The sequence below is a fragment of the Roseburia porci genome, assembly GCF_009695765.1.
Taxonomy (GTDB): Bacteria; Bacillota; Clostridia; order Lachnospirales; family Lachnospiraceae; genus Roseburia; species Roseburia porci.
Window position 1 is genome coordinate 1 of record NZ_VUNI01000030.1, and the last position, 24,845, is coordinate 24,845.

Here is a 24,845-nt window from a genome sequence, read left to right on the forward strand (position 1 = left end):
AAAGAAAATAATAGCCAAGCTGGGATATACATCCATGCTTGACTATTATCTAATAGTTAGTGAAAACTAAAGAACCGCCCTGGTACGGAACCGTATGCCGGGTGGTGTGGGAGGACGGTAAATAAAATAATTATTTACCTCCTACCCGATTAATCTTCATATCCGTTCGGATTATTCTTCTGCCATCTCCAGGAGTCTGCACACATCTCTTTAATACCGTACTGTGCTTTCCATCCAAGTTCTTTTGCTGCTTTGGAAGGATCACAGTAGCAGGTTGCAATGTCACCAGGTCTTCTCGCTTTGATCACATATGGGATCTTGATTCCGTTTGCTTCTTCGAAGTTCTTTACGATATCAAGTACACTGTAACCATGACCGGTTCCAAGGTTATAAATGCAGAGCCCTGCTTTCTCTTCGATCTTCTTCAGTGCTTTTACATGTCCGACTGCAAGATCTACAACATGGATATAATCACGTACTCCGGTTCCATCCGGTGTGTCATAATCATTTCCAAATACACCGAGCTCTTTTAATTTTCCAACTGCGACCTGTGTGATATAAGGCATCAGGTTATTTGGAATACCATTCGGATTCTCTCCCATGGTTCCGCTTGGATGTGCTCCGATTGGATTGAAATAGCGAAGTAAGATCACATTCCATTCTGGATCTGCTTTCTGAATATCTGTCAGAATCTGCTCAAGCATGGATTTCGTCCAGCCATATGGATTCGTGCACTGTCCTTTCGGGCATTCCTCTGTGATCGGAATCTGTGCCGGATCACCGTAAACGGTTGCTGAAGATGAGAAGATAATGTTCTTGCAGTTGTTCTGTCTCATAACATCAACCAGAGTAAGTGTACCAGCAATATTATTATTGTAGTATTCCCAAGGTTTTGCAACAGATTCTCCAACTGCTTTTAAACCAGCAAAATGGATACAGCTGTCAATCTTCTCTTTTGCAAAAATCGTATTCAAAATATCACGGTCTAAAATGTCGCCCTTATAAAATGTTACTTCTTTTCCGGTAAGAGCTTTCACTCTGTCCAGTGATTTCTCTGAAGCATTGCTCAGGTTATCAAGAACAACAACCTCATAACCAGCATTTAAAAGTTCCACGCAGGTATGACTTCCAATGTAGCCTGCACCACCTGTAACTAAAATTGCCATAAGCTTATTCTCCTTTTCAAATCAAATTCTGTAGTATCATATTCTGTCGCTTAAGCTATTATCATTTTAACTCACCTTTCTGCATTTGTATAGGATTAAATGTAGAAAAAACATGTAAAATTGTTGCATGACGATTCTTTCCGTAGTAGCATAAATACAGAAACACAGCAAAGGAGGCAGCGAATTTTGCAGAAAAATTACAAAAATTCCTATAAAGTCACCGAAAAAGAGCTTGTATCTTTATCCGTTTATAATGTCGGATTCCAGAAATGCAACTCCCTCTACCAGTGGGGGCCAGGTGTCCGTGATCACTATCTGATCCACTACATTATTTCCGGTAAAGGAACATACCATGTAAATGGCGAATCCATTTCCTTAAGTGCAGGAGACTCATTTCTTGTTTATCCGAACACCGAAGTCACCTACTGCGCTGACAATGATATGCCATGGGAATATGCCTGGGTTGGTTTTACCGGCAGCGATGCATCGATGATCCTTCAGGCAACAGACTTCCGCAAATCCGTTCCATATATCCGTTCGACTCCTTACGGTGAGGACATCCACCGGCAGATCCTGCACATTTATGACGCAAGAGGGAACGAATTTGAACACGCGGTGGAGATGACCGGACGTCTCTATACAATGCTTGCACTTTTTATGCATGGCAGCACAAATAACGAAATCAAGAACTCCAGCAACAGCTACGTGCAAAAAGGAATCGAATTCATTTCCTCAAACTATTCCTATCCAATCACAGTGGAAGACATTGCATCCTATGTCGGATTAAGCAGGAGCCATCTGTTCCGCTCTTTTCAGACAGTCCTTGGCCTCTCACCCAAAGAATATCTGACTGATTTCCGGATCAAACAGGCCTGTTTTCTTCTGGAACATTCCAGCCTGTCTGTCACCGCAATTGCCAATTCCGTGGGCTTCGACAATGGGTTGTACTTCTCTAAAACCTTTCATAAAAAGAAAGGCATCCCGCCAAAAGAATACCGCTTAAAACACAACAAAACCCCGAAGAATTAAATCTCCGGGGTCTTTATTATAATCTGATTATGCTAATTTAGATTTTGCAAGTTCTACGAGTTTTGCAAATCCTTCTGCATCTGTAACAGCCATATCTGCTAATACTTTACGGTTAAGATCAGCACCTGCTAATTTTAATCCGTGCATGAACTGGCTGTATGAAAGTCCGTTCATTCTTGCTGCTGCATTGATACGAGCGATCCATAACTGACGGAACTGTCTCTTTCTCTCTTTACGTCCAGAATAAGAACTTGTTAAGGCTCTCATAACTGACTGTTTTGCAACTCTGTACTGTTTAGATCTAGCGCCTCTGTATCCTTTTGCTAATTTTAATACTCTATTATGTCTTTTTTTAGCGCCTAAGCCGCCTTTTACTCTTGCCATGCTATATTATCCTCCTTAACTGTTTCTTATAAATATGGTAAAATCTTCTTCATCTGCTTAACATTTGAAGCGTCCATCATAGCTGCTTTTCTAAGATTTCTCTTATTCTTTGTTGTTTTCTTTGTCAGGATATGTCTTCTGTAAGCTTTGTTTCTTTTTAATTTTCCTGTTCCTGTAAGTTTGAAACGTTTTGCAGCTGCTCTGCTTGTTTTCATTTTTGGCATTTTCGTATCCTCCTTAAAATGTTATCTCTTTTCTGCCAGCACCATGCCAATACTACGTCCTTCGACTTTTGGTGCTTTTTCCACTACAGCAATGTCTGAAAGTTTCTCAGCGAAATCATCCAGAATATGCTTACTGCTATTCATATGAGCCATCTCTCTTCCACGGAAACGTAAAGTAATCTTTACTTTATTTCCTTTTGTGAGGAATTTCTTTGCAGCATTCATTTTGGTATTTAAATCGTTAGCTTCAATGTTTGGTGATAAACGGATCTCTTTTAATTCTACCGTTTTCTGTTTCTTCTTGGCATCCTTTTCCTTACGAGCCAGTTCATAACGGTATTTTCCGTAATCAATCACCTTACATACAGGTGGTTTCGCAGTTGGAGCAATTTTTACCAGATCAAGTCCTGCTTCATCTGCAATTTTCTGAGCTTCCCTCGAAGACATAACTCCAAGCTGATCTCCGTTTTCCCCAATCAGACGAACTTCCCTGTCTCTGATTTGTTCGTTAATCATTAATTCGCTAATGGTCTTGCACCTCCAAAAAAAATAGTGGATAGACAGACTATCCACTAACATTCCAAAACACGTATCAAATGTTCGAAATTTAAACACTAAGTCGCTCACTTGCGCTTAGGTGAGAGTGGATACTCTACTTGTTTTCTAACAACTCATATAAAATAGCATAGAAATCTTCTGATGTCAACACTTATTTTCAAGTTTCTTCATAGAAAAATCCCTTTTGTTATGATACTATAAATTCATCCAAATGGAAAGGAATTTTTACTATGATTGCAAAAAAAATCGATCTTCATGTTCATTCAACTTATTCCGATGGAACCTTTACACCTTCCGAACTCGTCCATGAGGCAGAAAGAGCCGGGCTGAGTGCAATGGCTCTGACAGATCATGATACAACCGCCGGAATTCCGGAGGCCATACAGGCATCTGCTGGGACATCGCTTGAAATCATTCCCGGTGTTGAACTTTCCAGTGAATATTCCGGTCAGGAAATCCATGTCGTCGGACTTTTTATCACTCCGGAGCATCCCGGGCTTACTGCTGCCCTGTCCAAATTCCAGAATGCCCGCAATCAGCGAAATGAGAAAATGCTTGAACTTCTTCGCAAAGAGGGTTTCTCTATCACAATGGAATCACTGGTTCAGGAAAATCCGGATGCAGTCATCACACGTGCCAACATTGCACGCTATCTGGTCGACCACAATCAGATTGGTTCCATAAACCATGTATTTGAGAAATATCTCGGAGATGACTGTCCATGCTATGTTGCAAGGAAAAAGATTTCTCCAATGGAAGCATGCAGATTAATCCATGCAGCCGGTGGACTTTCCGTACTTGCCCATCCGGTTCTTTATCATATGAAACCTGCTGAGTTAAATAAACTCATTGAAGAAATGAAGCCGGCAGGTCTGACCGGCATCGAGGCAATCTACTCCACTTATGACCGAGGCGATGAAATTTTTATTAAAAAAACCGCTGAAGAGAATGGACTTCTGATCAGCGGTGGATCTGACTTCCACGGTTCTAACAAGCCTTACATCCATCTTGGAACTGGACGTGGAAACCTCTTTATTCCATATAGTATTCTTGAAAGGATGAAACAACATCTGCACTGATTCTATTCCACCGGTTCTGCGGGGACAAAAATACGTTCCCTTTTGTATTGTTCTTTTCCAGGGACAGCCATTTTTGCTTCCTTGCAGAACTGTTCCTGAGAATTTATCAGTACTTTTCCTCTTTTATCGATCTTATCATATTCGCCATCTGCGCCAAGAATGTGTGCCTTTACATTATCCATAAGTTCAACTTCCAGAATATGATATGCTTTCTTTTTCAGTTCTTCCTCAATGACCGGAAATATAATCTCTACACGACGATCCAGGTTTCTCGGCATCCAGTCGGCACTTCCCATATAAATTTCTGTGTCTCCGCCATTATGGAAATAAAAAATTCTGCTATGCTCTAGGAAATTTCCAACAATAGAACGAACCGTTATATTTTCACTGACCCCAGGGATTCCAACTTTCAGGCAGCAGATTCCGCGAACGATCAGATCAATTTTAACACCGCTTGCCGATGCCTCATACAATGCTGCAATAATTCCCGGGTCACACAGAGAATTCATCTTTGCAACAATCCGTGCATCTTCTCCATGCTGTGCATATTTTGTTTCACGCTTAATTAGTTTTAAAAATTTATTTCTGAGCCAGTACGGAGCAAGGATCAATTCATTCCAGGATAACGGTTCCGAATAGCCCGACAGCATATTAAAGACAGCTGTCGCATCCTCACCGATGGACTCTTTGCATGTGAAAATTCCACAGTCTGTATATAATTTTGCAGTCGAATCATTGTAATTACCGGTGCCAAGGTGTACGTATCTCCGGATTCCATCTTCTTCTCTGCGGACAACCAGAGCGATCTTGCTGTGTGTCTTAAGTCCAACCAGGCCATATATTACATGGCATCCTGCCTGTTCCAGCTTTTTTGCCCACACAATGTTGTGTTCCTCATCGAAACGTGCCTTTAACTCTACTAGTACGGTTACCTGCTTTCCGTTCTCAGCGGCCTGTGCCAGTGAGCTGATGATCGGTGAATTGCCGCTGACACGATACAGCGTCTGCTTGATTGCAAGAACATCCGGATCTACCGAAGCCTGTCGTATAAAGTCAACAACCGGCTCGAAAGTTTCATACGGATGATGCAGGAAAATATCTCCCTTTCTGATCGCATCAAAAATACTGCTTCCCGGTTCAATCTCCGGAACACGCTGTGGTGTATAAGGCGGATAACGCAGGTCATCGTATCCGTCTATTCCATACATTTTCATAAGGAATGTCAGATCAATTGGTCCATTGATCTCAAATATATCCTCTGATGCGATCTTAAGCTCTGATTTTAAGAAATTCAAAAGCTTTTTATCTATTTTCTCTTCTACTTCAAGGCGGATAACTTCTCCCCACTGGCGCATCTTGAGCTTATTCTGGATCTCTTTCAGCAGATCGGAAGCTTCATCTTCATCAATTGTAAGATCGGCATTCCTCATAATTCTATATGGATAAGCGCACAAAATCTCATAATTGGAGAACAGTTTCTGTATATTTCTTTCAATGATCTGTTCTAACAGTATAAAACTTACCGTCCCCTCTTCTCCCGGAATCTGAACAATTCTCGGAAGAACACCAGGCACCTGAACCGTTGCAAAAACCGTTTCTCCTTTTTCTTTTTTATTTAAAAGAAGTGCCGCAATATTCAGTGTTTTATTACGGATCAGAGGAAACGGGCGGGAAGCATCTACCGCCATCGGAGTTACAACCGGGTAAACATTTTCCATAAAATACTGATCCACAAATTCTGCCTGTTTGTCTGTCAGTGCTTCATGCTTATCAATAATATAGATTCCCTTCTGATTCAAAAGCGGAATCAGAGACCGGTTATATGTAGAATACTGAAGATCTACCAGCTTTCTTGTCTCCTTGTTGATTGCTGTAAGCTGTTCTGTTGCAGTCATTCCTGCAATATCTCTCTTTTTATACCCCGCATGCACCATATCTTTCAGAGATGCAACTCTGACCATAAAGAATTCATCGAGATTTGAAGACGTGATGCTGACAAATTTCAGCCGTTCCAAAAGCGGAATCGACTTATCTCTGGCTTCATTTAATACTCTCCGGTCGAATTTAATCCAGCTCAGTTCCCGGTTTTCGTAATACGCCGGGCTTGTAAAATCCATTTTATTTTCCATAATCCGTCCTCCTGTCTGATGTCTTAAAAATTATATATCCTCTTCTCTTTCAAAACTGGTTTGATACTAAACACACTCTCAAAATATGCTGTCTTTTCTTCAAACAATGCCTGTTCCAGCGAAATATCCTCAAAGGACTCCACGGTGATGATCAGTTCCTTTCCTTTGATCGATATGCGCAGGTTTTTGAATTTCTGCTTATGGCTCTGATCCAGTGCATTGGAGAGTCTTAAAATTGCCGAAAGTTTTGCCACAACCATATAGCTGTACTGATCCAGTTTATCTGACAGTTCCTCATATTGAGGAAGCGGCAATGTGTTATACAACACCGTAAGAGCCACTATCTCACGTTCCAGATGGGTAAGTCCGATGATCTCGGACGACATAATAATCTGATATGCACATTCCGGGCTGTTGGCAAAGCTGACATATTTTCCACAGTCATGCAGGATCGTTGCTACTTCCAGCAAAAGTTTTTCCCTGTTTCCAAGTCCATGCGTCTTCTTCATCGTATCAAAGATCTTCGTTGACATCTGTGTCAGCGCCTCAATATGTGGAGAATAACTGAAATAATGTCTGGACAGATTCATTGCCGCTGAGATAATATCCTGTTCAAAATCATGAATACTCCGTACCAGATGATTGCGTTCCGCATAAGAATAAGCAATTCCATCATTAATGTTCACGCCAGGTACCCATACCTGATGCGATTTCATATTCTCTGCAAGTGCTTTAAAAAGTAATATCGAAGGCACAATAAGCGGATCATTATCATTTGCAAGATTTAATTCCGTTGAAATCTCTTCGATGGTCTTTTTCTGAAGTTTTCCGATGTATTTCAGGAATTTTTCTGTGCGGACAATATTGTCCTGCTGGTTGTTCTTGTCCAGATGTCTCATCAGTTCCATGCAATAGTCACCCATAAAAATAATGTATTGCACTTCTTCTTTCAGATAAAGATGGCGGAGTGTCTCCAGTTTCTTATTGATCAGTTCCTCAATCTGCTTTTCTGCCATAACAAGAGACTTGCTGCGATCCCTCAACAGATCGCTGAGCCGAAGTGTTCCAAGCACGACATGCTGTGTCGTAACCAGCGATCCGGTACGAAACAGTGTGATCTGCAGTCCTGCTCCTCCCACGTCCACAACTGCCGCTGAGCTCTGGATCATTTTCTCGAATTCTTCTCTTCCTGCTACCGATTTGTAACTGATAAAACGATGTTCGGAATTGCTGATAACCTGAACCTGAAATCCCGTCCGAAGCCGGATCTGATCCAGGATAAAAAGCTCATTGGAAGAATCTCTCAGTACTGCTGAGGCATATGCCTCATACTGATCTACCTTATATCCTTTCATGATGTCAGAAAATTCTTCCAGTGTATCACAGAGTTCATCTACAAGCTCATATCCGATAACTCCCTTGGTATAAGCATCCCTTCCAAGTTCAACCCTCGAACGGATATGATCGATCTCATGAATTTTCTTCTTTCCGGAAAATTCAAATATCTTCAAACTCACTTCATAGGTTCCGATGTAAATTGCTGCAAATGTCTGTAATGCCATGCCGAACACCTCTCTTCTAATAATTGCCCAGTATTTTGAAAGATTCCGTTTCTGCCTTTAATCCACGCAAAGCATTCTGAACTGCGGAATCCTCCAGATTACCATCAAAATCAATGAAAAAACGATATTCCCAGTTCTTGTCTTTTACCGGTCTTGACTGAATTCTGGTCATATTCAGATTATTGTAAATAAAATGAGAAAGCATATGATACAAAGAACCACTCTCATGTGGAATTTCAAAACAGATACTGATCTTTTTGGCATTTTTCACATAAGTCTTACGATTGGTAACAATAATAAAACGCGTACTGTTTTCTTTATTGTCCTGAATAGAATTCTCAAGTACTTTAAGACCATAGATATCTGCGTTGATGCTTCCTGCAATTGCTGCCTGGTTTTTCTTTTGATCGTATCCGATCTTCTGAGCTGCCATCGCTGTATTCTTGACGCTGATCTTCTCCCAGTCTTTATGTTCATCAAAATACTCCGAACACTGCATCAATGCCTGTGGATGGGAATACACACTTGTAATATCCTTAATCTCTGCATCCGGAAGTCCAAGCAAAGCGTGCTCAATCTTGATGATCTGTTCTCCTACGATATAATTGTCGTATTCCACCATCAGATCATAATTCTCAGACACGATTCCTGCTGACGAATTTTCAATCGGAAGCACTGCATAATCCGCTTCTTTATTCTTGATTGCTTCCATCGCATCTTTCCATGTGTCTACATGATAACTGTCACACTGCTCTCCAAAATACGTTTTCATTGCCTGCTCACTGTATGCGCCCTCGGTTCCCTGAAAAACGATCCTTGCATTGGCATAATCGAGCTTGTCAACCATTGTAAAACCGGTATCCTCTCCAAGTCCCCGTGCGGTGAGAAGCTGATACTGTCTTTTTCTGCTGACTGCCATGATCTGTTCAAACAGCTCGTAAATTCCATGTTCTGTGAAATCAGACTCCGCCTTTGCTGTCAGCTTTGCAAGTTTTTCATCTTCTCTTTTTTTATCAAATACCTGTTTCCCTGTATGAATCTTGTATTCAGCAACTTCTTCTGCAATTTTCATACGTTTTTCATATAATTTTACGATCTGATCATCAATCTCATCGATCTCATCTCTTAATTCCAGTAAATCTCTCATTTCTTTTCCTCCGAGGGCCTGCTATATGCGTAAGCTACAGGCATCATATCTGAATACATGATATAACATACATTTCGGAAAGGCAAGACAAGCTTGAAAGATATTACCTGTAACGGTATAATATTTCTATAGACTGAAGGTGTTTCAACTTAAAGGGGGAATCATACATGAAGAAAAAGATTATCATTCCGGTTGTCATTCTGGTCGTACTGATCGCATCCATTTCATTGTTCCGGCACTGGCACAACCGTTTTCACTACAACGATAACTATGTGAACGGAAACACTGCCGGAAACCTTTATAACGGAGGCTTATTCTGCGAAAGCAACGGCACTGTATTTTTTTCCAATCCGGATGACAAAGGCCGGTTATATGCCATGGACGCAAACGGTTCCAACCTCCGCAAACTGTGTGGAGATACCGCAATGTATATCAATGCAGATGACCACTATATCTACTATGTCCGCAATAACAGCCGCAGTGATGAAGATTTTTCTGTTTTTTCCTATAACAATAACAGCCTGTGCCGGATTCCACGCGATGGAGGAGATTCTGTTGTACTGGATGAAGCCCCGTGTATCTATGCTTCTCTCCTTGGCAACTATATCTATTATCTGCATTACGATGACAAACAGGCTACCACGCTCTACCGGGTAAAAATTGACGGAACCGAGTCCGCACAGGTATATCCATATTATGTATTTAACTGCAGTACGATTGGACAGTATTTTTACTACAATGGCACGCAGAAGGATTCCAATATTTATCAGTACGATACCGCTTCGCAATCCTCCTCTGTCGTCTTCCAGTGTGATGCATACAAGCCAATTGCCGAGAGCACTTCAAGCATCTACTATATGGACGTGGCAAACAATTACGCATTGACACACGCCAATACAAGCAGTGGTTCTTCCGATATCGTTACAAACGACAGCATCGACTGTTACAATCTTTACGGAAGCACTCTGATTTACCAGAAATACAGTGAAACAGATCCGGCGCTTTGTGTGATTAATACCGACGGCACCGGATACAAGGAAATAGCAGCCGGCAATTACACGAATATCTGTGTTACCTCCTACTATATCTATTTCAAAGATTTTAAAACCGGACAGACCTACTATACAAGCACAAGTAATCCGGGTGAGATTCACGAATTTACGCCAGGCATGATCATAACCAAATCTTGAACCGGATTCCATATATAGCAAAAGGCCACAGCAGAATCGCTGTGGTCTTTTACTATGCTCCAAAATCAAATAACGATAACTGGTTAGACTCCGGAATATCTCCAAATAATCCAAGATCACTCATCATATCAACAATCGTCTTTGAAACTTTTGTCCGGTCTCTGAAATCATCTTTGGATAAAAACGGACCGTCTTTTGCTGCTTCTGCAATTGAAACAGCCGCATTATCTCCGAGTCCATCGATCGTATTTAATGCAGGCATCAGCTTGCCATCCACGATCTGGAAACGGTTTGGATGCGCTGTATAAATATCAAGTGGAAGAAAATCAAAGCCCCGGGCATACATTTCCTGAACAATTCTCATATCTTTATAGGTATCCTGTTCTTTCTTGGAAAGTGTGTCCTTCCGCTTCTCATAATCACGTTTATAAACTTCCAGTTTTTCTTTTCCCTGACACATAAGTTCATAACTGAACGCCGTTGCCCTGATGGAAAAATACGCCGCATAATAAGCCAGCGGATAAAATACCTTACAGTAAGCAATTCTCCATGCCATCATTACATAAGCTGCCGCATGAGCCTTCGGGAACATATATTTGATTTTCTTGCAGGACCAGATATACCAGTCCGGAACACCATGATCGATCATGTCTTTTTCCCATTCCGGTTTTAATCCCTTTCCCTTACGGACAGACTCCATAATCGTAAATGATTCCTCACTGTCTAACCCCATACTGATCAGATAGATCATAATATCATCTCGTGTACAGATTGCAGTAGAAATCGTCGCTTTTCCTTCTTCGATCAACGTCTGCGCATTTCCAAGCCAAACGTCCGTACCATGTGACAGTCCTGCAATTCGGATCAGATCTGAGAATTCAGTCGGATGTGTATCCAAAAGCATTCCCATTGCAAAATCCGTTCCAAATTCCGGAATTCCAAGTGCTCCAAGCGGACATCCATCAATATCTTCCGGCATAATTCCAAGCGCTGACGTATCCTGGAATAATGACATAACTGCTTTATCGTCTAACGGGATCTGCGTCGGATCCACACCGGTCAGATCCTGCAGCATTCGGATCATCGTAGGATCATCGTGTCCGAGTATATCAAGCTTTAACAGGTTATGGTCAATCGAATGATAATCAAAATGTGTGGTAATAATATCAACCGTCATATCATTTGCAGGATGCTGCACCGGAGTAAATGTATAAATCTGCTCTCCCATCGGAAGAACGACAATTCCTCCCGGATGCTGTCCGGTCGTTCGATGCACACCGACACACCCCTGAACAATCCGGTCAATCTCGCAGTTACGCTTGTGTACCCCACGTTCTTCATAATAGTTTTTCACATAACCAAATGCTGTTTTGTCTGCAAGCGTACCAATTGTACCAGCCTTAAACGTCTGTCCCTCTCCGAAAATTACCTCTGTATATTTGTGTGCCTTACTCTGATACTCTCCCGAGAAGTTCAGATCGATATCCGGCTCCTTGTTTCCTTTAAATCCAAGGAACGTTTCAAACGGAATATCAAATCCCTCCTTACGAAGCGGTTTCCCGCATCTTGGGCATACTGCATCCGGCATATCGCATCCACTTCGTCCGGAATAGGATTTCACCAGTTCGGAATCAAAATCACTGTATTTGCAATATTCGCACAGGTAATGTGCATGAAGCGGGTTTACTTCCGTAATACCGGACATCGTAGCAACAAATGAACTACCTACAGAGCCTCTGGACCCAACCAGATATCCATCCTCATTGGATTTCCACACCAGCTTCTGTGCAATGATATACATAACCGCATATCCATTGGAAATAATCGAATTCAGTTCCCGTTCCAGTCTTTCATATACAATCTTCGGCAATTCCTCTCCATACATCTTATGAGCTTTGTTATAGCAGATGTCACGAAGCATCTGGTCCGAATTCTCAATTACCGGCGGACATTTATCCGGGCGGACCGGAGAGATTTTATCACACATGTCCGCAATCTTATTCGGATTGGTAATAACGATTTCTTCTGCCTTGCTGCTTCCCAGATACTCAAATTCCTTAAGCATTTCTTCCGTTGTCCGCAAAAACAACGGGGCCTGATCATCTGCGTCCTTAAATCCCTTACCCGCCATAATAATCCTGCGGTAGATCTCATCTTCCGGATCTAAGAAATGCACATCACAGGTTCCTACGACCAGTTTGTGGAACTGTTCTCCAAGTCTTACGATCTTGCGGTTGATATTCTGCAGATCTTCTATTGATTTCACCGGAGAACTCTCATCCCTTAACATAAACGCATTGTTTCCAAGCGGCTGTATTTCAAGATAATCGTAAAAATCTACCAGACGTGAAATCTCTTCATCCGGTCTTCCATTTAAAATAGCACGATACAGTTCTCCCGCTTCGCAGGCCGAACCGATCAATAATCCATCCCGGTATTTTATAAACTCACTCTTTGGAATTCTCGGCCTCTTATGATAATACTTCAAATGTGCCAGTGAAGTCAGACGGTACAGATTGGTTCTGCCCTGATCACAGGTTGCAAGGATTATGGCATGATAGGTCGGCAGCTTCATGATATTCTCAACAGAAGAACTTCCAAGTTCATTGACCGCATCAAGCCTGTCAATTCCACGATCTGCGAGCATTGGTATAAATTTAACAAAGATTTCTGCAGTACATGCCGCATCATCAACGGCACGGTGATGGTTATCCAAAGACACATTCAAAGCCTTCGCTACGGTATCCAGTTTAAAACGGTTTAATTTTGGAAGAAGCACTCTGGCAAGCGCAACGGTATCTACGATTGTCGGATTACATGGAATTCCGATTCTCTCACAGTTTTTTTTGATGAAACTCATATCAAAATCTGCATTATGCGCTACCATAATACAGTCTTTGGAAAACTCCATAAATTCCGGTAAAATATCCTCAATAACCGGAGCCGAAATTACCATTTCGTCATTAATAGATGTCAGTTTTTCAATGTTAAAAGGAATCGGCACCTGTGGATTTACAAAGGTAGAAAAACGGTCCGTAATTTTGCCTTTCTGCACCTTTACCGCACCGATCTCGATAATTTTATTAACATCCGGACTAAATCCGGTTGTCTCAAGGTCAAACACCACATAATCATCATCTAACGTCTGATTATGGCTGTTTTGAATAATATCTTTTAAATCATCAACCAGATATGCCTCTACTCCATAGATCACCTTAAAATCCGAGTCACATCCCTCTACCGCATGATTGGCATCCGGAAAAGCCTGTACATCACCATGGTCTGTGATTGCAATTGCTTTATGTCCCCATTTCATCGCACGCTTTACAATATCTTTGACATCGGAAACTCCATCCATATCACTCATTTTTGTGTGGCAGTGAAGTTCCACTCTCTTCTCCGGACTTGTATCCATGCGAACGGAGGTAAAATCTGCAATCTTTTTTATTCCGACAATGGATCCGATTGTCAGATCACTGTCAAATTTATCAATGGTTGCAACACCCTTGACTTTAATAAAACTTCCTTTTTTTATTCCCTCTAACAATTCCGGAAGATCTTCATTTTTGGAGAAAACTTTCAGTACGATCGTATCCGTAAAATCCGTCAGCGAAAAAATAACAATGGTCTTCTCATTCCGGATCTCTCTTGTTTCCAATGTAAGAATCTGTCCACGGATCACGACTTCACCGATCGGACCATCAATCTTATCAATATCCATCGGTTCTTCTTCAAAATCTCTTCCGTAGATCACATCCGGGTTCGTAGATTTCTTATAACTGTCACGTTCAAATTTTCTGCGGAACTCACCCTTCTTTTCGTACGCAGGTTTCTTTGGTTCGTGCTTTTGTGGTGTCTTTTCCGTTTTTGCATTCTGTGTAACTGGTTCGGCTTTCTCTTCTTCACCTTCCGTTTTTGTCTCTGCGTCAGACGAGCGTTCCTTAAGTGCGATCCCGGTACGTTCCATGATACTTTCTACTTCCATCTGGATCTGCTTTTCGCTGTTTTTGCGGTATTTGCTCTCTTTTGGCTCTTCAAATTCTGTCTGGATCACAAGGCTCAGCCCGCAGCGTTCGCAGATCACCTTTTCAAGGAACTCCAGTATTTCTTCTTTTCTGGTCTGGGCAATAATGGTATTCTCCAACGTAAGAATCATATGATTTGGCGCATCAAAATCCATCTTTGCTGTGCGAAGCAGATTATATTCTAACACGCTATACTCATTTAATTCTTCAAGAATGCTGTCCTTGTATACATCCATCAGTTTTTCCGGTGTATACAGACTGGAAAGATGATATTTCTCTATGATCTTAACCTTCACATTTTTGTTCTGAAACAGCTGTTTTTCAATAAGCTGTTCCAATTTTATGATATTTTTACGAAATATCAGTCTTTCTGCATGCAAATAAATGCGAATATGAGTTCGTTCATGATTCGCACTTACTTTTGTTACCTCTGTAACGTCTAATAATTGTTTCATTTCGGATTCCACGATCAGTGTCGGGAAAACATCAAAAAAGGTCTTTGGCACTTCTATTCACCCCAGTGATCCAATTCGTATCTCAAAGCTGGAAGCAGCTCTTCTTCCGGAACTTTTTTATAAATTTCACCATGCTTGATGATCAGGCCCTCGCCAACACCGCCAGCCACACCGATATCGGCTTCTTTTGCTTCTCCAGGTCCGTTTACCACACATCCCATTACAGCCACTTTAATATCCAGTGGGTATTCTGCTACCATATTCTCGACCTGGTTGGCAAGTCCGATCAGGTCGATTCTTGTACGTCCGCAGGTTGGACAGGATACTACTTCTACCCCGCCTTTACGGATTCCAAGTGTTCTTAAAATCAGTTTGGCAGATTTAATTTCCTCCAACGGATCGCCGGTAAGTGATACACGGATCGTATCACCAATTCCCTGATTTAAGATCAGTCCCAGTCCGATTGCAGATTTAATATTACCACTGATGATCGTTCCCGCTTCCGTAATTCCAACGTGAAGTGGATGTGATGTCTGGTCTGCGATCAGTTCATGCGCCTTCACACACATAAGAACATCGGATGATTTGATACTGATAACGAGATTATCATATCCCATATCTTCGATCAGTTTTACTTTATCCAGTGCACTCTCCACGATGCCTTCCGCTGTTACCCCATGATATTTTTCAACAAGATCTTTTTCCAGGGAACCGCTGTTTACTCCTACACGAATCGGAATATTTCTCTCTTTCGCTGCATCCACAACAGCCTTAACGCGATCTTCACTTCCAATATTTCCCGGATTGATCCGGATCTTATCTGCCCCATTCTCAATTGCTGCAATTGCAAGACGATAATCAAAATGAATGTCTGCCACAAGTGGAATGGAAATCTGTTTCTTAATCTCTTTGATTGCTTCTGCAGCCTCCATTGTCGGAACTGCACAACGGATAATATCACATCCAACTGCCGTCAGTCTTTGGATCTGATCCACAGTTGCAGCTACATTTTCTGTCTTTGTATTTGTCATAGACTGAATGAGAATCGGATTTCCGCCTCCAATCACACGGTCTCCGATCTGAACTGTTTTTGTAATTCTTCTTTCCATAGTGATCACCTTTTATTCTTTACTTAGAATATCTTTCGAATATCATTGAACATAACCAGTACCATAAGTCCCATCAGAAGCATGATTCCAACAAAATGAACCATTCCTTCTTTCTCCGGATCAATCTTTTTCCGTCGTATCGCTTCGATAATCAGAAACAGAAGTCTTCCTCCATCCAGGGCAGGAAGTGGCAGCAGATTCATCACACCAAGGTTTGCGGACAGATAAATTGTAATATTCAACATGTTTAAAAATGCATAAAAATATCCATCTGTGCTGACCGAAGTCTCATACGTGTCTCCGATCGATTTCACAATACCAACAGGTCCACTGAGATCGTTAAACGAGGCGCCTCCGTGCAATAACATTTTCAAACTGTCTACAGTAATATTGATCCAGTATTTTACCTCATAGAAGCTGTTTTGAACCACCTGCAGTGCAGATGCTTTCTCTCTTTGCGCACTGCCGACAAAGCCATAGAGATATCTGCCGGATTCCTCATCGTATTTCGGCGTTAATGTTGTCGTGTATTTCTGTCCATCTCTTTCGTAGACGATCTTAACATCTTCTCCTTCATGAAAGGTAGAATATGCACTGACCTCACGATAAAAATGAATGTGTTTTCCATTCATTTTTAAGATGACATCACCGCTTTGTATTCCAGCCTCCTGTGCAGCATATCCATCGATCACATCGGATACAACCGGTTTATCATACCCTGCATAACCAATCAGCACCATAGAAAATACAAATGCCATGATAAAATTGAAAAAAGGTCCAGCAAACACGACACTCATTCTCGCCCATACGGACTTATTATTGAACGCCCTTTTATTCTCACTGGACTCATCTTCCCCTTCCATCATGCATACGCCACCAAATGGAAGTAATTTAATGGAATACCTGGTTTCCCCCTTCGTGAATCCGATAATTGTCGGTCCAAGACCGAGTGCAAATTCATTCACCTGAACTCCATTTGCTTTCGCAAGTAAAAAATGGCCAAGTTCGTGAAACAAAATAATAATACTGAAAATAATAATTGCAATAATAATATTCAACTTACCACCTGCTACTTATAAAATCATAAGCTTCCTGTTCTGTCTCAAGAATCTGTTCGACATTTGGATGATCCATAAACTTACAATTGTCCATTGCTGCCTCAATGATTTCCGGAATTGTAAGATATGAGATTTTCCGGTCAAGGAACATTGCAACTGCTTTTTCATTTGCTGCATTAAATGCAGTCGGAATATTTCCGCCTTTTTTCATTGCATCATATGCAAGCGCCAGTCCTTGAAAATTCTTTGTATCCGGCTTCTCAAATGTAAGTGTTCCAAGTTCAAAAAGATTCAGTCTCTTTCCTGATAAAGTCCTTCTGTTCGGATAATATAAGGCATACTGGATCGGAAGACGCATATCTGGTGTTCCAAGCTGTGCGATCACTGCACCGTCTTCATATTCAACAGCCGAATGAATGACGCTCTGTGGATGTACCACAACCTGAATCTGATCCAGCTCCACGCCAAACAGCCATTTTGCCTCCATTACTTCCAACCCCTTGTTTACAAGAGTCGAAGAATCGATTGTTATCTTATGTCCCATGCTCCAGTTCGGATGCTTCAGTGCATCTTCAACCTGGATATTTTTCATTTCTTCCAATGTTTTCCCACGGAATGGACCACCGGATGCTGTCAGTAGAATTCTGCTGATCTTATTTTGCCTTTCTCCATTCAGAGACTGGAAAATTGCGCTGTGTTCACTGTCAACCGGTAAAATAGATACCCCACACTCTTTTGCCAGAGGCATAATAATATGACCAGCCGTTACAAGTGTTTCCTTATTGGCAAGTGCAATATCTTTTCCTGCTTTGATCGCTGCAATGGTAGGACGGATTCCCATCATGCCAACAATCGCAGTAACCAGCACCTCCACTTCATCCAGAGTTGAAATTTCAATCAGACCGTCCATGCCGGACAATATGCGAACCTGAAGATCTGAAATATTCTGTCTCAGTTCCTTTGCATGTGACTCATCACCAACACATACTGCTTTCGGATGAAATTCCCGAATCTGTTGTTCCAGTAACCGGATATTTCCGCCACAGGCCAACGCAATGACCTCAATGTCTCCATGCTCTCTTACCACATCCAGTGTCTGTGTTCCGATCGATCCTGTCGAACCAAGAATTGCAATCTTTTTCATACGAATTTCCACCTCTTCTAACTGCCCAAAACTTCAGATTACATGAAATACAGCGCAAGATAATAAATGATCGGTGCTGTAATAATCATACTGTCAAAACGGTCCAGAATTCCTCCATGTCCAGGAATCAGATGACCATAATCTTTAATGTCATAATTCCGTTTGATCGCAGATGCGCAAAGATCTCCAATCATAGAAATAAAAGCAGCAACTGCTGCAATAACAGCAAGAACCAGTATTTCGCCTTTCTGCATTTCCATCTGGGAACGGAATATAAAGCAATACAATGCCGTCAAAAGCGCTGCTCCAAGTATGCCTCCAACAGCTCCTTCGATTGATTTTTTGGGGCTCAGTTTTGGAGACATTTTATGTTTTCCAATCAGCATACCGACACAATAAGCGCAGGTATCGCAGCCCCAGGAACAGAAAAATACTAAAAATGCGAGATACAGACCTCTGTCCAGCGTGCGGATCTGATATACATAAGAAAGCATTGCTGCTACATAAAACATTCCAAAAAATACAGCCATTACCTGATCTGCCTTATATTTTGGATATGAGAACACATATAAAAACATAAGAACAATCAAAAATCCAAGAACAAGCATCAAAATATCCGGAATAAAATTCCATTTTAAGTTCGCATAAAAAAGAACTGCTGCAAGATAGCCTGCAAAAGCGATCGGGGAACGCTCTACTTTATATACACGGTATAACTCAAACATTCCAATACAGGAAATTACAAGCGTTGATGCAAGCAGTACCGTACCTCCTGAAACAATAAACAAAAACGCCAGAATCACCAGCACAATACCACTAAGCAATCTTGTCTTAAACATAACAAAAATCCTCCATCTACTCTTCTTTTAATGCGCCGAATCTCCGGTCACGGTTATTATATGCACGAACAGCTTCTTCCAATTCAGCTTTATGGAAATCAGGCCATGGAACATCTGTAAAATAAAATTCACTGTACGCAAGCTGCCAGAGCAGATAATTAGAAAGTCTCTGTTCGCCGCTTGTACGGATAAGAAGATCCGGATCCGGAAGTTCTTTTGTATCCAGATAAGAGGCAAACAGTTCCTCACTTATGTCATCTTTTGAAATAACGCCATGATCACGATCATCCGCCATCTTTTTCATCGCACGGATCATCTCGTCTCTGCTGCCATAATTAATTGCTATTGTAAGATTTAATCCTGTATTATTTCTGGAAGCCTCTTCCAATTCTGCAATCCTTTTCTGGAATTTCTCAGATAATCTGCTGGCATCCCCAATCATCCGCACACGCATATTATTCTTGTCTGCAGTACGGATACAGTTTTTCAGATAACTTTCCAAAAGAGTCATAAGCGCATTTACTTCATTCTCTGGTCTGTTCCAGTTCTCTGTTGAAAACGCATAAAGGGTAAGATATTTAATCCCAAGTTCATCCGCTGCCTGACATACCGTTTCCACGTTTTTAGCTCCCATTGTATGTCCGTAGTTTCTTGGCATTCCTTTGCTTTTTGCCCATCTTCCATTTCCGTCCAGAATAATTGCAACATGCTTTGGAATATTCATAAAATTTCCTCCTATAAAGAAAATAAAGGGGACACGCCGAAGGCAATGTCCCGTTTATCCGTTTATCACAAAATAAGATTAAACTGTAAGAATCTCTTTTGATTTATTCTCAACTGCTTTCTCGATTTCAGCAACGTATTTATCTGTCAGTTTCTGAACCTCATCTTCCAGTCCTTTGATTTCGTCCTCAGAAATATCTTCTGCTTTTCCAAGTTTTTTGAAAGAATCAATTGCATCACGTCTAATGTTACGGATTGCAACTTTTGCATTCTCTCCCTTTTTCTTAACGTCCTTTACGATTTCCTTACGTCTTTCCTCTGTCAGTTCCGGGAAAATAAGACGGATCACTTTACCATCGTTTGTTGGATTGATTCCAAGATCCGAACAAAGAATTGCTTTCTCGATCTCTTTAACCATAGAAGGCTCCCATGGCTGGATCTGAATAATTCTTGGTTCTGGCACACTTACGTTTGCCACCTGCTGAATTGCACTTGGTGATCCATAATAATCAACACGAAGTTTATCAAGGACATGAGGATTTGCGCGTCCCGCACGGATGCTGCCGTATTCCTCTTCCAGATTGTTTAAAGATTTCTGCATTTTATCATCAAATGTGACTAATCTCTCATCCATTGTTCTAATCTCCTTCTAAGCTACGGTCACCTTGGTACCGTTAAATTTACCACTGACAGCATTTACAATACCGTCTTTCTCATTCAGGCTGAATACATACATCGGCATTTTGTTTTCCATACACATAATCGAAGCGGTAAGGTCAACAACTGCAAGTTTTTTGTCAATGACTTCCTCGATAGAAAGTTCATCATATTTCTTTGCATCCGGATTTACCTTTGGATCACTGTCATAGACACCGTCAATTGCTTTTGCAAGATAAATTCCATCTGCCTCAATTTCAATTGCACGAAGTACTGTTGCAGTATCTGTCGAGAAATAAGGATGTCCGGTTCCGCCTGCAAAAAATACAACCATATTATGATCAAAATATTTGTTTGCGCGGTCTTTTGAAAACAGCTTTGTCATAGATCCACACTCAAATGGTGTAAGCACAGCCGTCTTCATTCCTACCGAACGGAAAATCTCAGAAACATAGATACAGTTCATAACGGTTGCAAGCATACCAATCTGATCTGCTTTCGTACGGTCAATCGTCTCACTTGTACGTCCACGCCAGAAGTTTCCTCCACCGATTACGATTCCTACTTCAATGCCCTGATCAACCAGTACTTTTACCTGTTTTGCGACCTCAGTTACTGTTGGTTCATCAAAACCACGATGTTTTTCCCCTGCAAGTGCTTCTCCACTAAGCTTCAGTAATATACGTTTCATAAGGATTTTCCTTTCTATTTTGCATCAAATAAGCCTTTGATATCTACATCAGCATAGCACTGTGAACAGAATCCTTCGATAACAGCACCATTGTTGATCTGTACAGAACGTGATTTGATATTGCCCATGATCACTGCGGAAGTATCTACAACAACAGGTCCCTGAACATCAATATCCCCTTTTACTGCACCTGCAATTACTGCAGAAGTTGCAGAAATATTGCCGATAATTACAGATCCTGCTCCAACCTTAACAGTTCCAGAGCTGATTACTTCACCCTCAATCTTAGCCGCATCTGCAAAAAATTCTGAAGAGCTGCTATTACCATTGATTGTTCCGGTAACAACCAGTTTTCCGTTACATGCAACATTACCTGTGATGGTTCCCTGAATATCTAAAGATCCAGTAGTCTGCATATCACCGGTCAGCGCTGTTCCCTGTGTAATTACAGATGTCTCATCGGAAATCATCGGCTGTGGTGCAGCTGCCTGTGTATTTAATGTCTCATTTACTGGAATATCACTCATTACTTTATTCTCCTCTTTCATCGTCATTGTGCTGGCTGGCTCTGTTACCGCCATCTGTGGCATTACTGGTCTTGCAACTGGTTTTACAACCGGTTCTTCTTTTACCTGCTCTAACAGTCCGTCAAGCTTTGACAGTTCTGTCTTCACATCAACGTCCTGACCTAACGTATTTACAGTCTTTCTGGCTGCTGTTTCATTCAGCTTTGCTTCTTCCTCTCCTGGTGCAAGTTCATTCACCGCCTGAGAAAAATCTTCTTTAAAATCTTTAAAAAGTCCCATTTATCTTCCTCCATTTTTTATTCAACATCATCCGAATGGAGATATTGAATTACTTTTGTATTATCATCAATCGGCAATATTTCGGCATTCATATCCCGCAATGCCAAAATCAGCGGCCCCAGAGCCTCTACCGTTGTGTTCTGATCTTCTCCATCGTGTAACAAAACAATGGATGTCTTATATCTGGAAACCCCTGTCACAACATTCTTTACAATATCATCTACAGAGCATCCAGCGGAATTATCTCCTGCCGATACATTCCAGTCAAAATAGGTAATACCATTTTCATTCAGCACCCCGGCAAATTCTTTCATATCTACATTACTGATCTGGTTATTACTCCCACCCGGAAAACGGTAATAAACACACTGTGTTCCTGTCGTTTCCGTCAAAAGAGCCTGTATCTGCTGCAGATCCTGCCGAAAAGCATCTGTTGAAGCATAAATTGTGCTGTATTGATTACTATAAGAATGCATCCCCAATGTATGACCATCGGAAACAATCCTCCGATAAACATCGTGCATCTCCGGCTTGTCATTTCCAGCCACAAAAAAAGTAGCCTTAATCTGATTCTCGGCTAATATATCCAAAATAGTATTCGTATTATCGTCTGGTCCGCTGTCAAATGTCAGGTAAACCTGATGTGTATCTCCATCTGACGCCAGATTATCCGAAGAATCAAGCTCTTCCGTCGGATCGTCGTCTGTCGGTTCTCCAGTTTCAGCTTTCGCCTGTATGCCGGTCTGCTGTTCCTGTACCTGTCCATTGTTTCCATCTACCAGATTATCAATCCGATGGTTCAAATGTACCACCTGCACGGCTAAAACAACAATTGCCACCAAAGACAATATCATCCATCCAGCCACCGTAATTGTAATTGCAGACTTCATACGGGCCACACGCTTGCGCCGTTTTCGCTGTTGATTCAGCTCATCCGGATCATTTGTATTCATCTCATTCCTCCAGCGTGTATTTCTCTTATTTATTAACACAGGTCATTATAGCATAGCATATTCCCAACATGCAACAACGACTTTTCCGATTCTGTATTATGCTTCACAGGTAATCTCATAAAATCCTTCAAAGATCTCTTCCGGATCCAGCTCATTTCCCCATTCCCGTTCTTCAAGCGTTCCATCAAAATCATCCGCATCACATCGCCCGTACCATGGTTCAATGCAGACAAACGGTGCATTTTTCTTTTCCGGTGACCAGATTCCAACCAGCGGTGCATCAAAGGCAACCGTAATGTATGGCTTGCGTTCCGGCGTAAGAAGTGAAACCTTCTGTACCTGGGAATTCTCAATAATGTAAGCGCCATTGTCAAAGAAATGTTCCGTAAAGAGAAGTCCGCTTTCGGGAATTGTAAGCTCTGTCGTGTCAGAAAGACGTAAACCAGACTCCACGTCAATTGCGTTGCTGATCAGATGTTCTTTATTCATCCAGATTGCATAATCTGTCTGTTTTTCTCCATCATTGACCGGGCACATAAATGCCGGATGAGCTCCAATTGAAAAATACATTTTCTCTGTTTTATCCGGATTAATCACTCTCCAGAGTACTTTTAAGGAGCGTCCGTTCAGGCGGTATCCGATCTCCAGTCTGAAGTCAAATGGATATTTCTCCTTTGTTTCCTCATTGGCTTCAAGTCCAAACCAGATTTCATTCTCCGATCTTGTAATACAGACAAATTCCATATCCCTTGCAAATCCATGCTGTGAGATATGATATTCTTTACCTTTATAACGATATGTATTATCTTTAACCCTTCCAACAAACGGGAAAAGAACCGGAGAATGTCTTCCCCAGAATTTCTTATCTCCACACCATAAATACTCTTTTTCAGCTGCATTATCCTTTAAGGATATAAGTTCTGCACCACTTGTTTCAAAACAGGCTGTGAGAAAATCATTTTTCAGTTCAAACTGCATATCATTTTGTCCTCTCTACTGTAATTTCTGTCTTTATTATAGCTTATTTTCCTATACACACACAAGCAAAATGCACAAAAAACAAAAAGAGACTGATTTACACCAGTCTCTCAACAATCTCTGTTGCTATTTTCTCTACTGCGTCCACAAGCTTTCTGCATAAATATTCGTCCTTATGTCCGATCAGATTCAGCACACTGGAAGTTGCGCTCATGCTTCCATCCCCGGAAAGCGATTCTCTTGGTATTGCCTGCACCACACATCCAAGATGAGGCATATCGCCTCCCTGTAACAACAGCAGAATATCCTTTCCGACAACTACTGTCGAAGCAGTCAGTTCATATCCGGCAACCTTTTGTTTTATTGTGAAAGTCCATTCCATCTCCGATACTCCTTTGCCTCAATTCCAAACGGCTCGATCAGTTTTGCCGCAATATGATAGATCATCTCATCCAGATTTTCCGGTTTATGATAAAACGTCATCATCGGAGGGATGATCCGAACCCCTGGAATCAGGGAAAGTTCATACAGATTCCGAAGGTATATACTGCTTAATGTTGTTTCCCGTGCTGCAAGCACAAGCGTTCTTTGCTCTTTCAGCGTAACATCCGCCGCCCGCAGGATCAGATTATCTGTATAACCACAGTGAATCCCTGCTGCCGTTTTCATGCTGCATGGCACGATCAGATGAGTTTCAAAATCCGGATTTTCTTTTATCAGTTCCAGACATTTCGTCAGTATCGGAATTCCGCTCGCTCCTGTTGCACCAACTATGATCCTTTTTTTCATATGAATTCCTCTATATTTTCAGCGGTAGTGTCAAGTTAACTACCTTTTTTATTTTTATAAACATTATATTTTCAAGGATTTCTCACATTTTTTTACAAAAAAAGTGATTACCCCCTAAAAAAGCAGTATAATTGAATCTGCGAAAACACA

At 41.4% G+C, this 24,845-nt stretch carries 23 protein-coding genes; 3 read left to right on the forward strand and 20 right to left on the reverse strand.

The genetic code is table 11. The features are described from left to right. Positions 1–149: 149 nt before the first annotated feature. Positions 150–1,166 carry a UDP-glucose 4-epimerase GalE gene (galE, locus tag FYJ75_RS13135; protein ID WP_154430878.1) on the reverse strand — a complete coding sequence of 339 codons (1,017 nt, stop codon included), beginning with the start codon at positions 1,164–1,166 and terminating at the stop codon, positions 150–152. Positions 1,167–1,352: 186 nt separating this feature from the next. Between galE and FYJ75_RS13140 the strand changes: the two genes are divergently transcribed. After that, positions 1,353–2,195 carry an AraC family transcriptional regulator gene (locus tag FYJ75_RS13140; protein ID WP_154430879.1) on the forward strand — a complete coding sequence of 281 codons (843 nt, stop codon included), beginning with the start codon at positions 1,353–1,355 and terminating at the stop codon, positions 2,193–2,195. A 27-nt stretch (positions 2,196–2,222) separates the two neighbouring features. Here FYJ75_RS13140 and rplT read toward each other — a convergent pair whose 3' ends face one another. From rplT to infC, 3 genes are read right to left on the reverse strand one after another with little or no spacing between them, the layout of a single operon-like run. Then, the gene (rplT, locus tag FYJ75_RS13145; RefSeq protein WP_154430880.1) at positions 2,223–2,579 is read right to left on the reverse strand and encodes a 50S ribosomal protein L20; all 357 of its coding nucleotides are present in this window, start codon (positions 2,577–2,579) and stop codon (positions 2,223–2,225) included. 26 nt (positions 2,580–2,605) lie between these two features. Next, a complete protein-coding gene (gene rpmI / locus FYJ75_RS13150) occupies positions 2,606–2,803 on the reverse strand; it encodes a 50S ribosomal protein L35 (RefSeq protein WP_154430881.1) in 198 nt (65 codons plus the stop codon). A 21-nt stretch (positions 2,804–2,824) separates the two neighbouring features. Continuing rightward, positions 2,825–3,319: a translation initiation factor IF-3 gene (infC, locus tag FYJ75_RS13155; protein WP_154430882.1), complete on the reverse strand. Its 495-nt coding sequence runs from the start codon at positions 3,317–3,319 to the stop codon at positions 2,825–2,827. Between the two features lie 272 nt (positions 3,320–3,591). On the opposite strand from infC, the gene FYJ75_RS13160 reads away from it, so the two are divergent. Continuing rightward, positions 3,592–4,440 carry a PHP domain-containing protein gene (locus tag FYJ75_RS13160; protein ID WP_154430883.1) on the forward strand — a complete coding sequence of 283 codons (849 nt, stop codon included), beginning with the start codon at positions 3,592–3,594 and terminating at the stop codon, positions 4,438–4,440. Between the two features lie 2 nt (positions 4,441–4,442). Here FYJ75_RS13160 and FYJ75_RS13165 read toward each other — a convergent pair whose 3' ends face one another. The 3 genes from FYJ75_RS13165 to pheA are packed head-to-tail and all read right to left on the reverse strand — an operon-like array spanning position 4,443 to position 9,278. Then, entirely contained in the window at positions 4,443–6,569 is a 2,127-nt protein-coding gene (locus tag FYJ75_RS13165) for an RNA degradosome polyphosphate kinase (RefSeq protein ID WP_154430884.1), read from the reverse strand. 23 nt (positions 6,570–6,592) lie between these two features. Beyond that, positions 6,593–8,131 (reverse strand): Ppx/GppA phosphatase family protein, encoded by a 1,539-nt coding sequence (locus tag FYJ75_RS13170; protein WP_154430885.1) that lies wholly within the window; start codon positions 8,129–8,131, stop codon positions 6,593–6,595. A gap of 16 nt (positions 8,132–8,147) precedes the next feature. Continuing rightward, complete coding sequence (gene pheA, locus FYJ75_RS13175; protein ID WP_154430886.1) at positions 8,148–9,278, reverse strand: prephenate dehydratase; 1,131 nt, start codon at positions 9,276–9,278, stop codon at positions 8,148–8,150. Between the two features lie 167 nt (positions 9,279–9,445). On the opposite strand from pheA, the gene FYJ75_RS13180 reads away from it, so the two are divergent. Beyond that, positions 9,446–10,468: a DUF5050 domain-containing protein gene (locus FYJ75_RS13180; RefSeq protein ID WP_154430887.1), complete on the forward strand. Its 1,023-nt coding sequence runs from the start codon at positions 9,446–9,448 to the stop codon at positions 10,466–10,468. A gap of 52 nt (positions 10,469–10,520) precedes the next feature. On the opposite strand, the gene FYJ75_RS13185 is transcribed toward FYJ75_RS13180, so the two are convergent. From FYJ75_RS13185 to FYJ75_RS13245, 13 genes are all read right to left on the reverse strand, one after another. Continuing rightward, a complete protein-coding gene (locus FYJ75_RS13185) occupies positions 10,521–14,999 on the reverse strand; it encodes a PolC-type DNA polymerase III (RefSeq protein ID WP_328596951.1) in 4,479 nt (1,492 codons plus the stop codon). A gap of 2 nt (positions 15,000–15,001) precedes the next feature. Then, a complete protein-coding gene (ispG, locus tag FYJ75_RS13190; RefSeq protein ID WP_154430888.1) occupies positions 15,002–16,057 on the reverse strand; it encodes a flavodoxin-dependent (E)-4-hydroxy-3-methylbut-2-enyl-diphosphate synthase in 1,056 nt (351 codons plus the stop codon). Between the two features lie 23 nt (positions 16,058–16,080). Then, the gene (rseP, locus tag FYJ75_RS13195) at positions 16,081–17,115 is read right to left on the reverse strand and encodes an RIP metalloprotease RseP (protein WP_154430889.1); all 1,035 of its coding nucleotides are present in this window, start codon (positions 17,113–17,115) and stop codon (positions 16,081–16,083) included. A 1-nt stretch (position 17,116) separates the two neighbouring features. Next, entirely contained in the window at positions 17,117–18,259 is a 1,143-nt protein-coding gene (locus FYJ75_RS13200; RefSeq protein ID WP_154430890.1) for a 1-deoxy-D-xylulose-5-phosphate reductoisomerase, read from the reverse strand. Between the two features lie 38 nt (positions 18,260–18,297). Beyond that, positions 18,298–19,098 (reverse strand): phosphatidate cytidylyltransferase, encoded by an 801-nt coding sequence (locus tag FYJ75_RS13205; RefSeq protein WP_154430891.1) that lies wholly within the window; start codon positions 19,096–19,098, stop codon positions 18,298–18,300. Between the two features lie 16 nt (positions 19,099–19,114). After that, complete coding sequence (locus FYJ75_RS13210; RefSeq protein ID WP_154430892.1) at positions 19,115–19,822, reverse strand: isoprenyl transferase; 708 nt, start codon at positions 19,820–19,822, stop codon at positions 19,115–19,117. 78 nt (positions 19,823–19,900) lie between these two features. Beyond that, on the reverse strand, positions 19,901–20,455 hold the full coding sequence (gene frr / locus FYJ75_RS13215; RefSeq protein WP_154430893.1) for a ribosome recycling factor: 555 nt from the start codon (positions 20,453–20,455) through the stop codon (positions 19,901–19,903). 15 nt (positions 20,456–20,470) lie between these two features. Beyond that, the gene (gene pyrH, locus FYJ75_RS13220) at positions 20,471–21,169 is read right to left on the reverse strand and encodes a UMP kinase (RefSeq protein ID WP_154430894.1); all 699 of its coding nucleotides are present in this window, start codon (positions 21,167–21,169) and stop codon (positions 20,471–20,473) included. A gap of 14 nt (positions 21,170–21,183) precedes the next feature. Beyond that, positions 21,184–21,975 carry a polymer-forming cytoskeletal protein gene (locus FYJ75_RS13225; RefSeq protein ID WP_154430895.1) on the reverse strand — a complete coding sequence of 264 codons (792 nt, stop codon included), beginning with the start codon at positions 21,973–21,975 and terminating at the stop codon, positions 21,184–21,186. 17 nt (positions 21,976–21,992) lie between these two features. Continuing rightward, positions 21,993–22,928: a polysaccharide deacetylase family protein gene (locus FYJ75_RS13230; protein ID WP_154430896.1), complete on the reverse strand. Its 936-nt coding sequence runs from the start codon at positions 22,926–22,928 to the stop codon at positions 21,993–21,995. 96 nt (positions 22,929–23,024) lie between these two features. Beyond that, on the reverse strand, positions 23,025–23,906 hold the full coding sequence (locus FYJ75_RS13235; protein ID WP_154430897.1) for an aldose 1-epimerase family protein: 882 nt from the start codon (positions 23,904–23,906) through the stop codon (positions 23,025–23,027). A 97-nt stretch (positions 23,907–24,003) separates the two neighbouring features. Beyond that, a complete protein-coding gene (gene lpdD / locus FYJ75_RS13240) occupies positions 24,004–24,288 on the reverse strand; it encodes a prenylated flavin chaperone LpdD (protein ID WP_154430898.1) in 285 nt (94 codons plus the stop codon). Beyond that, complete coding sequence (locus tag FYJ75_RS13245; protein ID WP_154430899.1) at positions 24,267–24,695, reverse strand: UbiX family flavin prenyltransferase; 429 nt, start codon at positions 24,693–24,695, stop codon at positions 24,267–24,269. The genes lpdD and FYJ75_RS13245 overlap by 22 nt, the downstream gene beginning before the upstream one ends. Between the last annotated feature and the right edge of the window lie 150 nt (positions 24,696–24,845).

What these genes read in the sequence shown, in the direction of transcription:
- rpmI (WP_154430881.1), bottom strand. Translation starts at nt 2,803, where the DNA reads ATGCCAAAAATGAAAACAAGCAGAGCAGCTGCAAAACGTTTCAAACTT.
- infC (WP_154430882.1), bottom strand. Translation starts at nt 3,319, where the DNA reads ATGATTAACGAACAAATCAGAGACAGGGAAGTTCGTCTGATTGGGGAA.
- frr (WP_154430893.1), bottom strand. Translation starts at nt 20,455, where the DNA reads ATGGATGAGAGATTAGTCACATTTGATGATAAAATGCAGAAATCTTTA.
- rplT (WP_154430880.1), bottom strand. Translation starts at nt 2,579, where the DNA reads ATGGCAAGAGTAAAAGGCGGCTTAGGCGCTAAAAAAAGACATAATAGA.
- FYJ75_RS13245 (WP_154430899.1), bottom strand. Translation starts at nt 24,695, where the DNA reads ATGAAAAAAAGGATCATAGTTGGTGCAACAGGAGCGAGCGGAATTCCG.
- galE (WP_154430878.1), bottom strand. Translation starts at nt 1,166, where the DNA reads ATGGCAATTTTAGTTACAGGTGGTGCAGGCTACATTGGAAGTCATACC.
- FYJ75_RS13160 (WP_154430883.1), top strand. Translation starts at nt 3,592, where the DNA reads ATGATTGCAAAAAAAATCGATCTTCATGTTCATTCAACTTATTCCGAT.
- FYJ75_RS13230 (WP_154430896.1), bottom strand. Translation starts at nt 22,928, where the DNA reads ATGAATACAAATGATCCGGATGAGCTGAATCAACAGCGAAAACGGCGC.
- FYJ75_RS13170 (WP_154430885.1), bottom strand. Translation starts at nt 8,131, where the DNA reads ATGGCATTACAGACATTTGCAGCAATTTACATCGGAACCTATGAAGTG.
- FYJ75_RS13225 (WP_154430895.1), bottom strand. Translation starts at nt 21,975, where the DNA reads ATGGGACTTTTTAAAGATTTTAAAGAAGATTTTTCTCAGGCGGTGAAT.
- FYJ75_RS13235 (WP_154430897.1), bottom strand. Translation starts at nt 23,906, where the DNA reads ATGCAGTTTGAACTGAAAAATGATTTTCTCACAGCCTGTTTTGAAACA.
- ispG (WP_154430888.1), bottom strand. Translation starts at nt 16,057, where the DNA reads ATGGAAAGAAGAATTACAAAAACAGTTCAGATCGGAGACCGTGTGATT.
- FYJ75_RS13200 (WP_154430890.1), bottom strand. Translation starts at nt 18,259, where the DNA reads ATGAAAAAGATTGCAATTCTTGGTTCGACAGGATCGATCGGAACACAG.
- pyrH (WP_154430894.1), bottom strand. Translation starts at nt 21,169, where the DNA reads ATGAAACGTATATTACTGAAGCTTAGTGGAGAAGCACTTGCAGGGGAA.
- lpdD (WP_154430898.1), bottom strand. Translation starts at nt 24,288, where the DNA reads ATGGAATGGACTTTCACAATAAAACAAAAGGTTGCCGGATATGAACTG.
- FYJ75_RS13210 (WP_154430892.1), bottom strand. Translation starts at nt 19,822, where the DNA reads ATGAATATTCCAAAGCATGTTGCAATTATTCTGGACGGAAATGGAAGA.
- FYJ75_RS13180 (WP_154430887.1), top strand. Translation starts at nt 9,446, where the DNA reads ATGAAGAAAAAGATTATCATTCCGGTTGTCATTCTGGTCGTACTGATC.
- FYJ75_RS13165 (WP_154430884.1), bottom strand. Translation starts at nt 6,569, where the DNA reads ATGGAAAATAAAATGGATTTTACAAGCCCGGCGTATTACGAAAACCGG.
- pheA (WP_154430886.1), bottom strand. Translation starts at nt 9,278, where the DNA reads ATGAGAGATTTACTGGAATTAAGAGATGAGATCGATGAGATTGATGAT.
- FYJ75_RS13205 (WP_154430891.1), bottom strand. Translation starts at nt 19,098, where the DNA reads ATGTTTAAGACAAGATTGCTTAGTGGTATTGTGCTGGTGATTCTGGCG.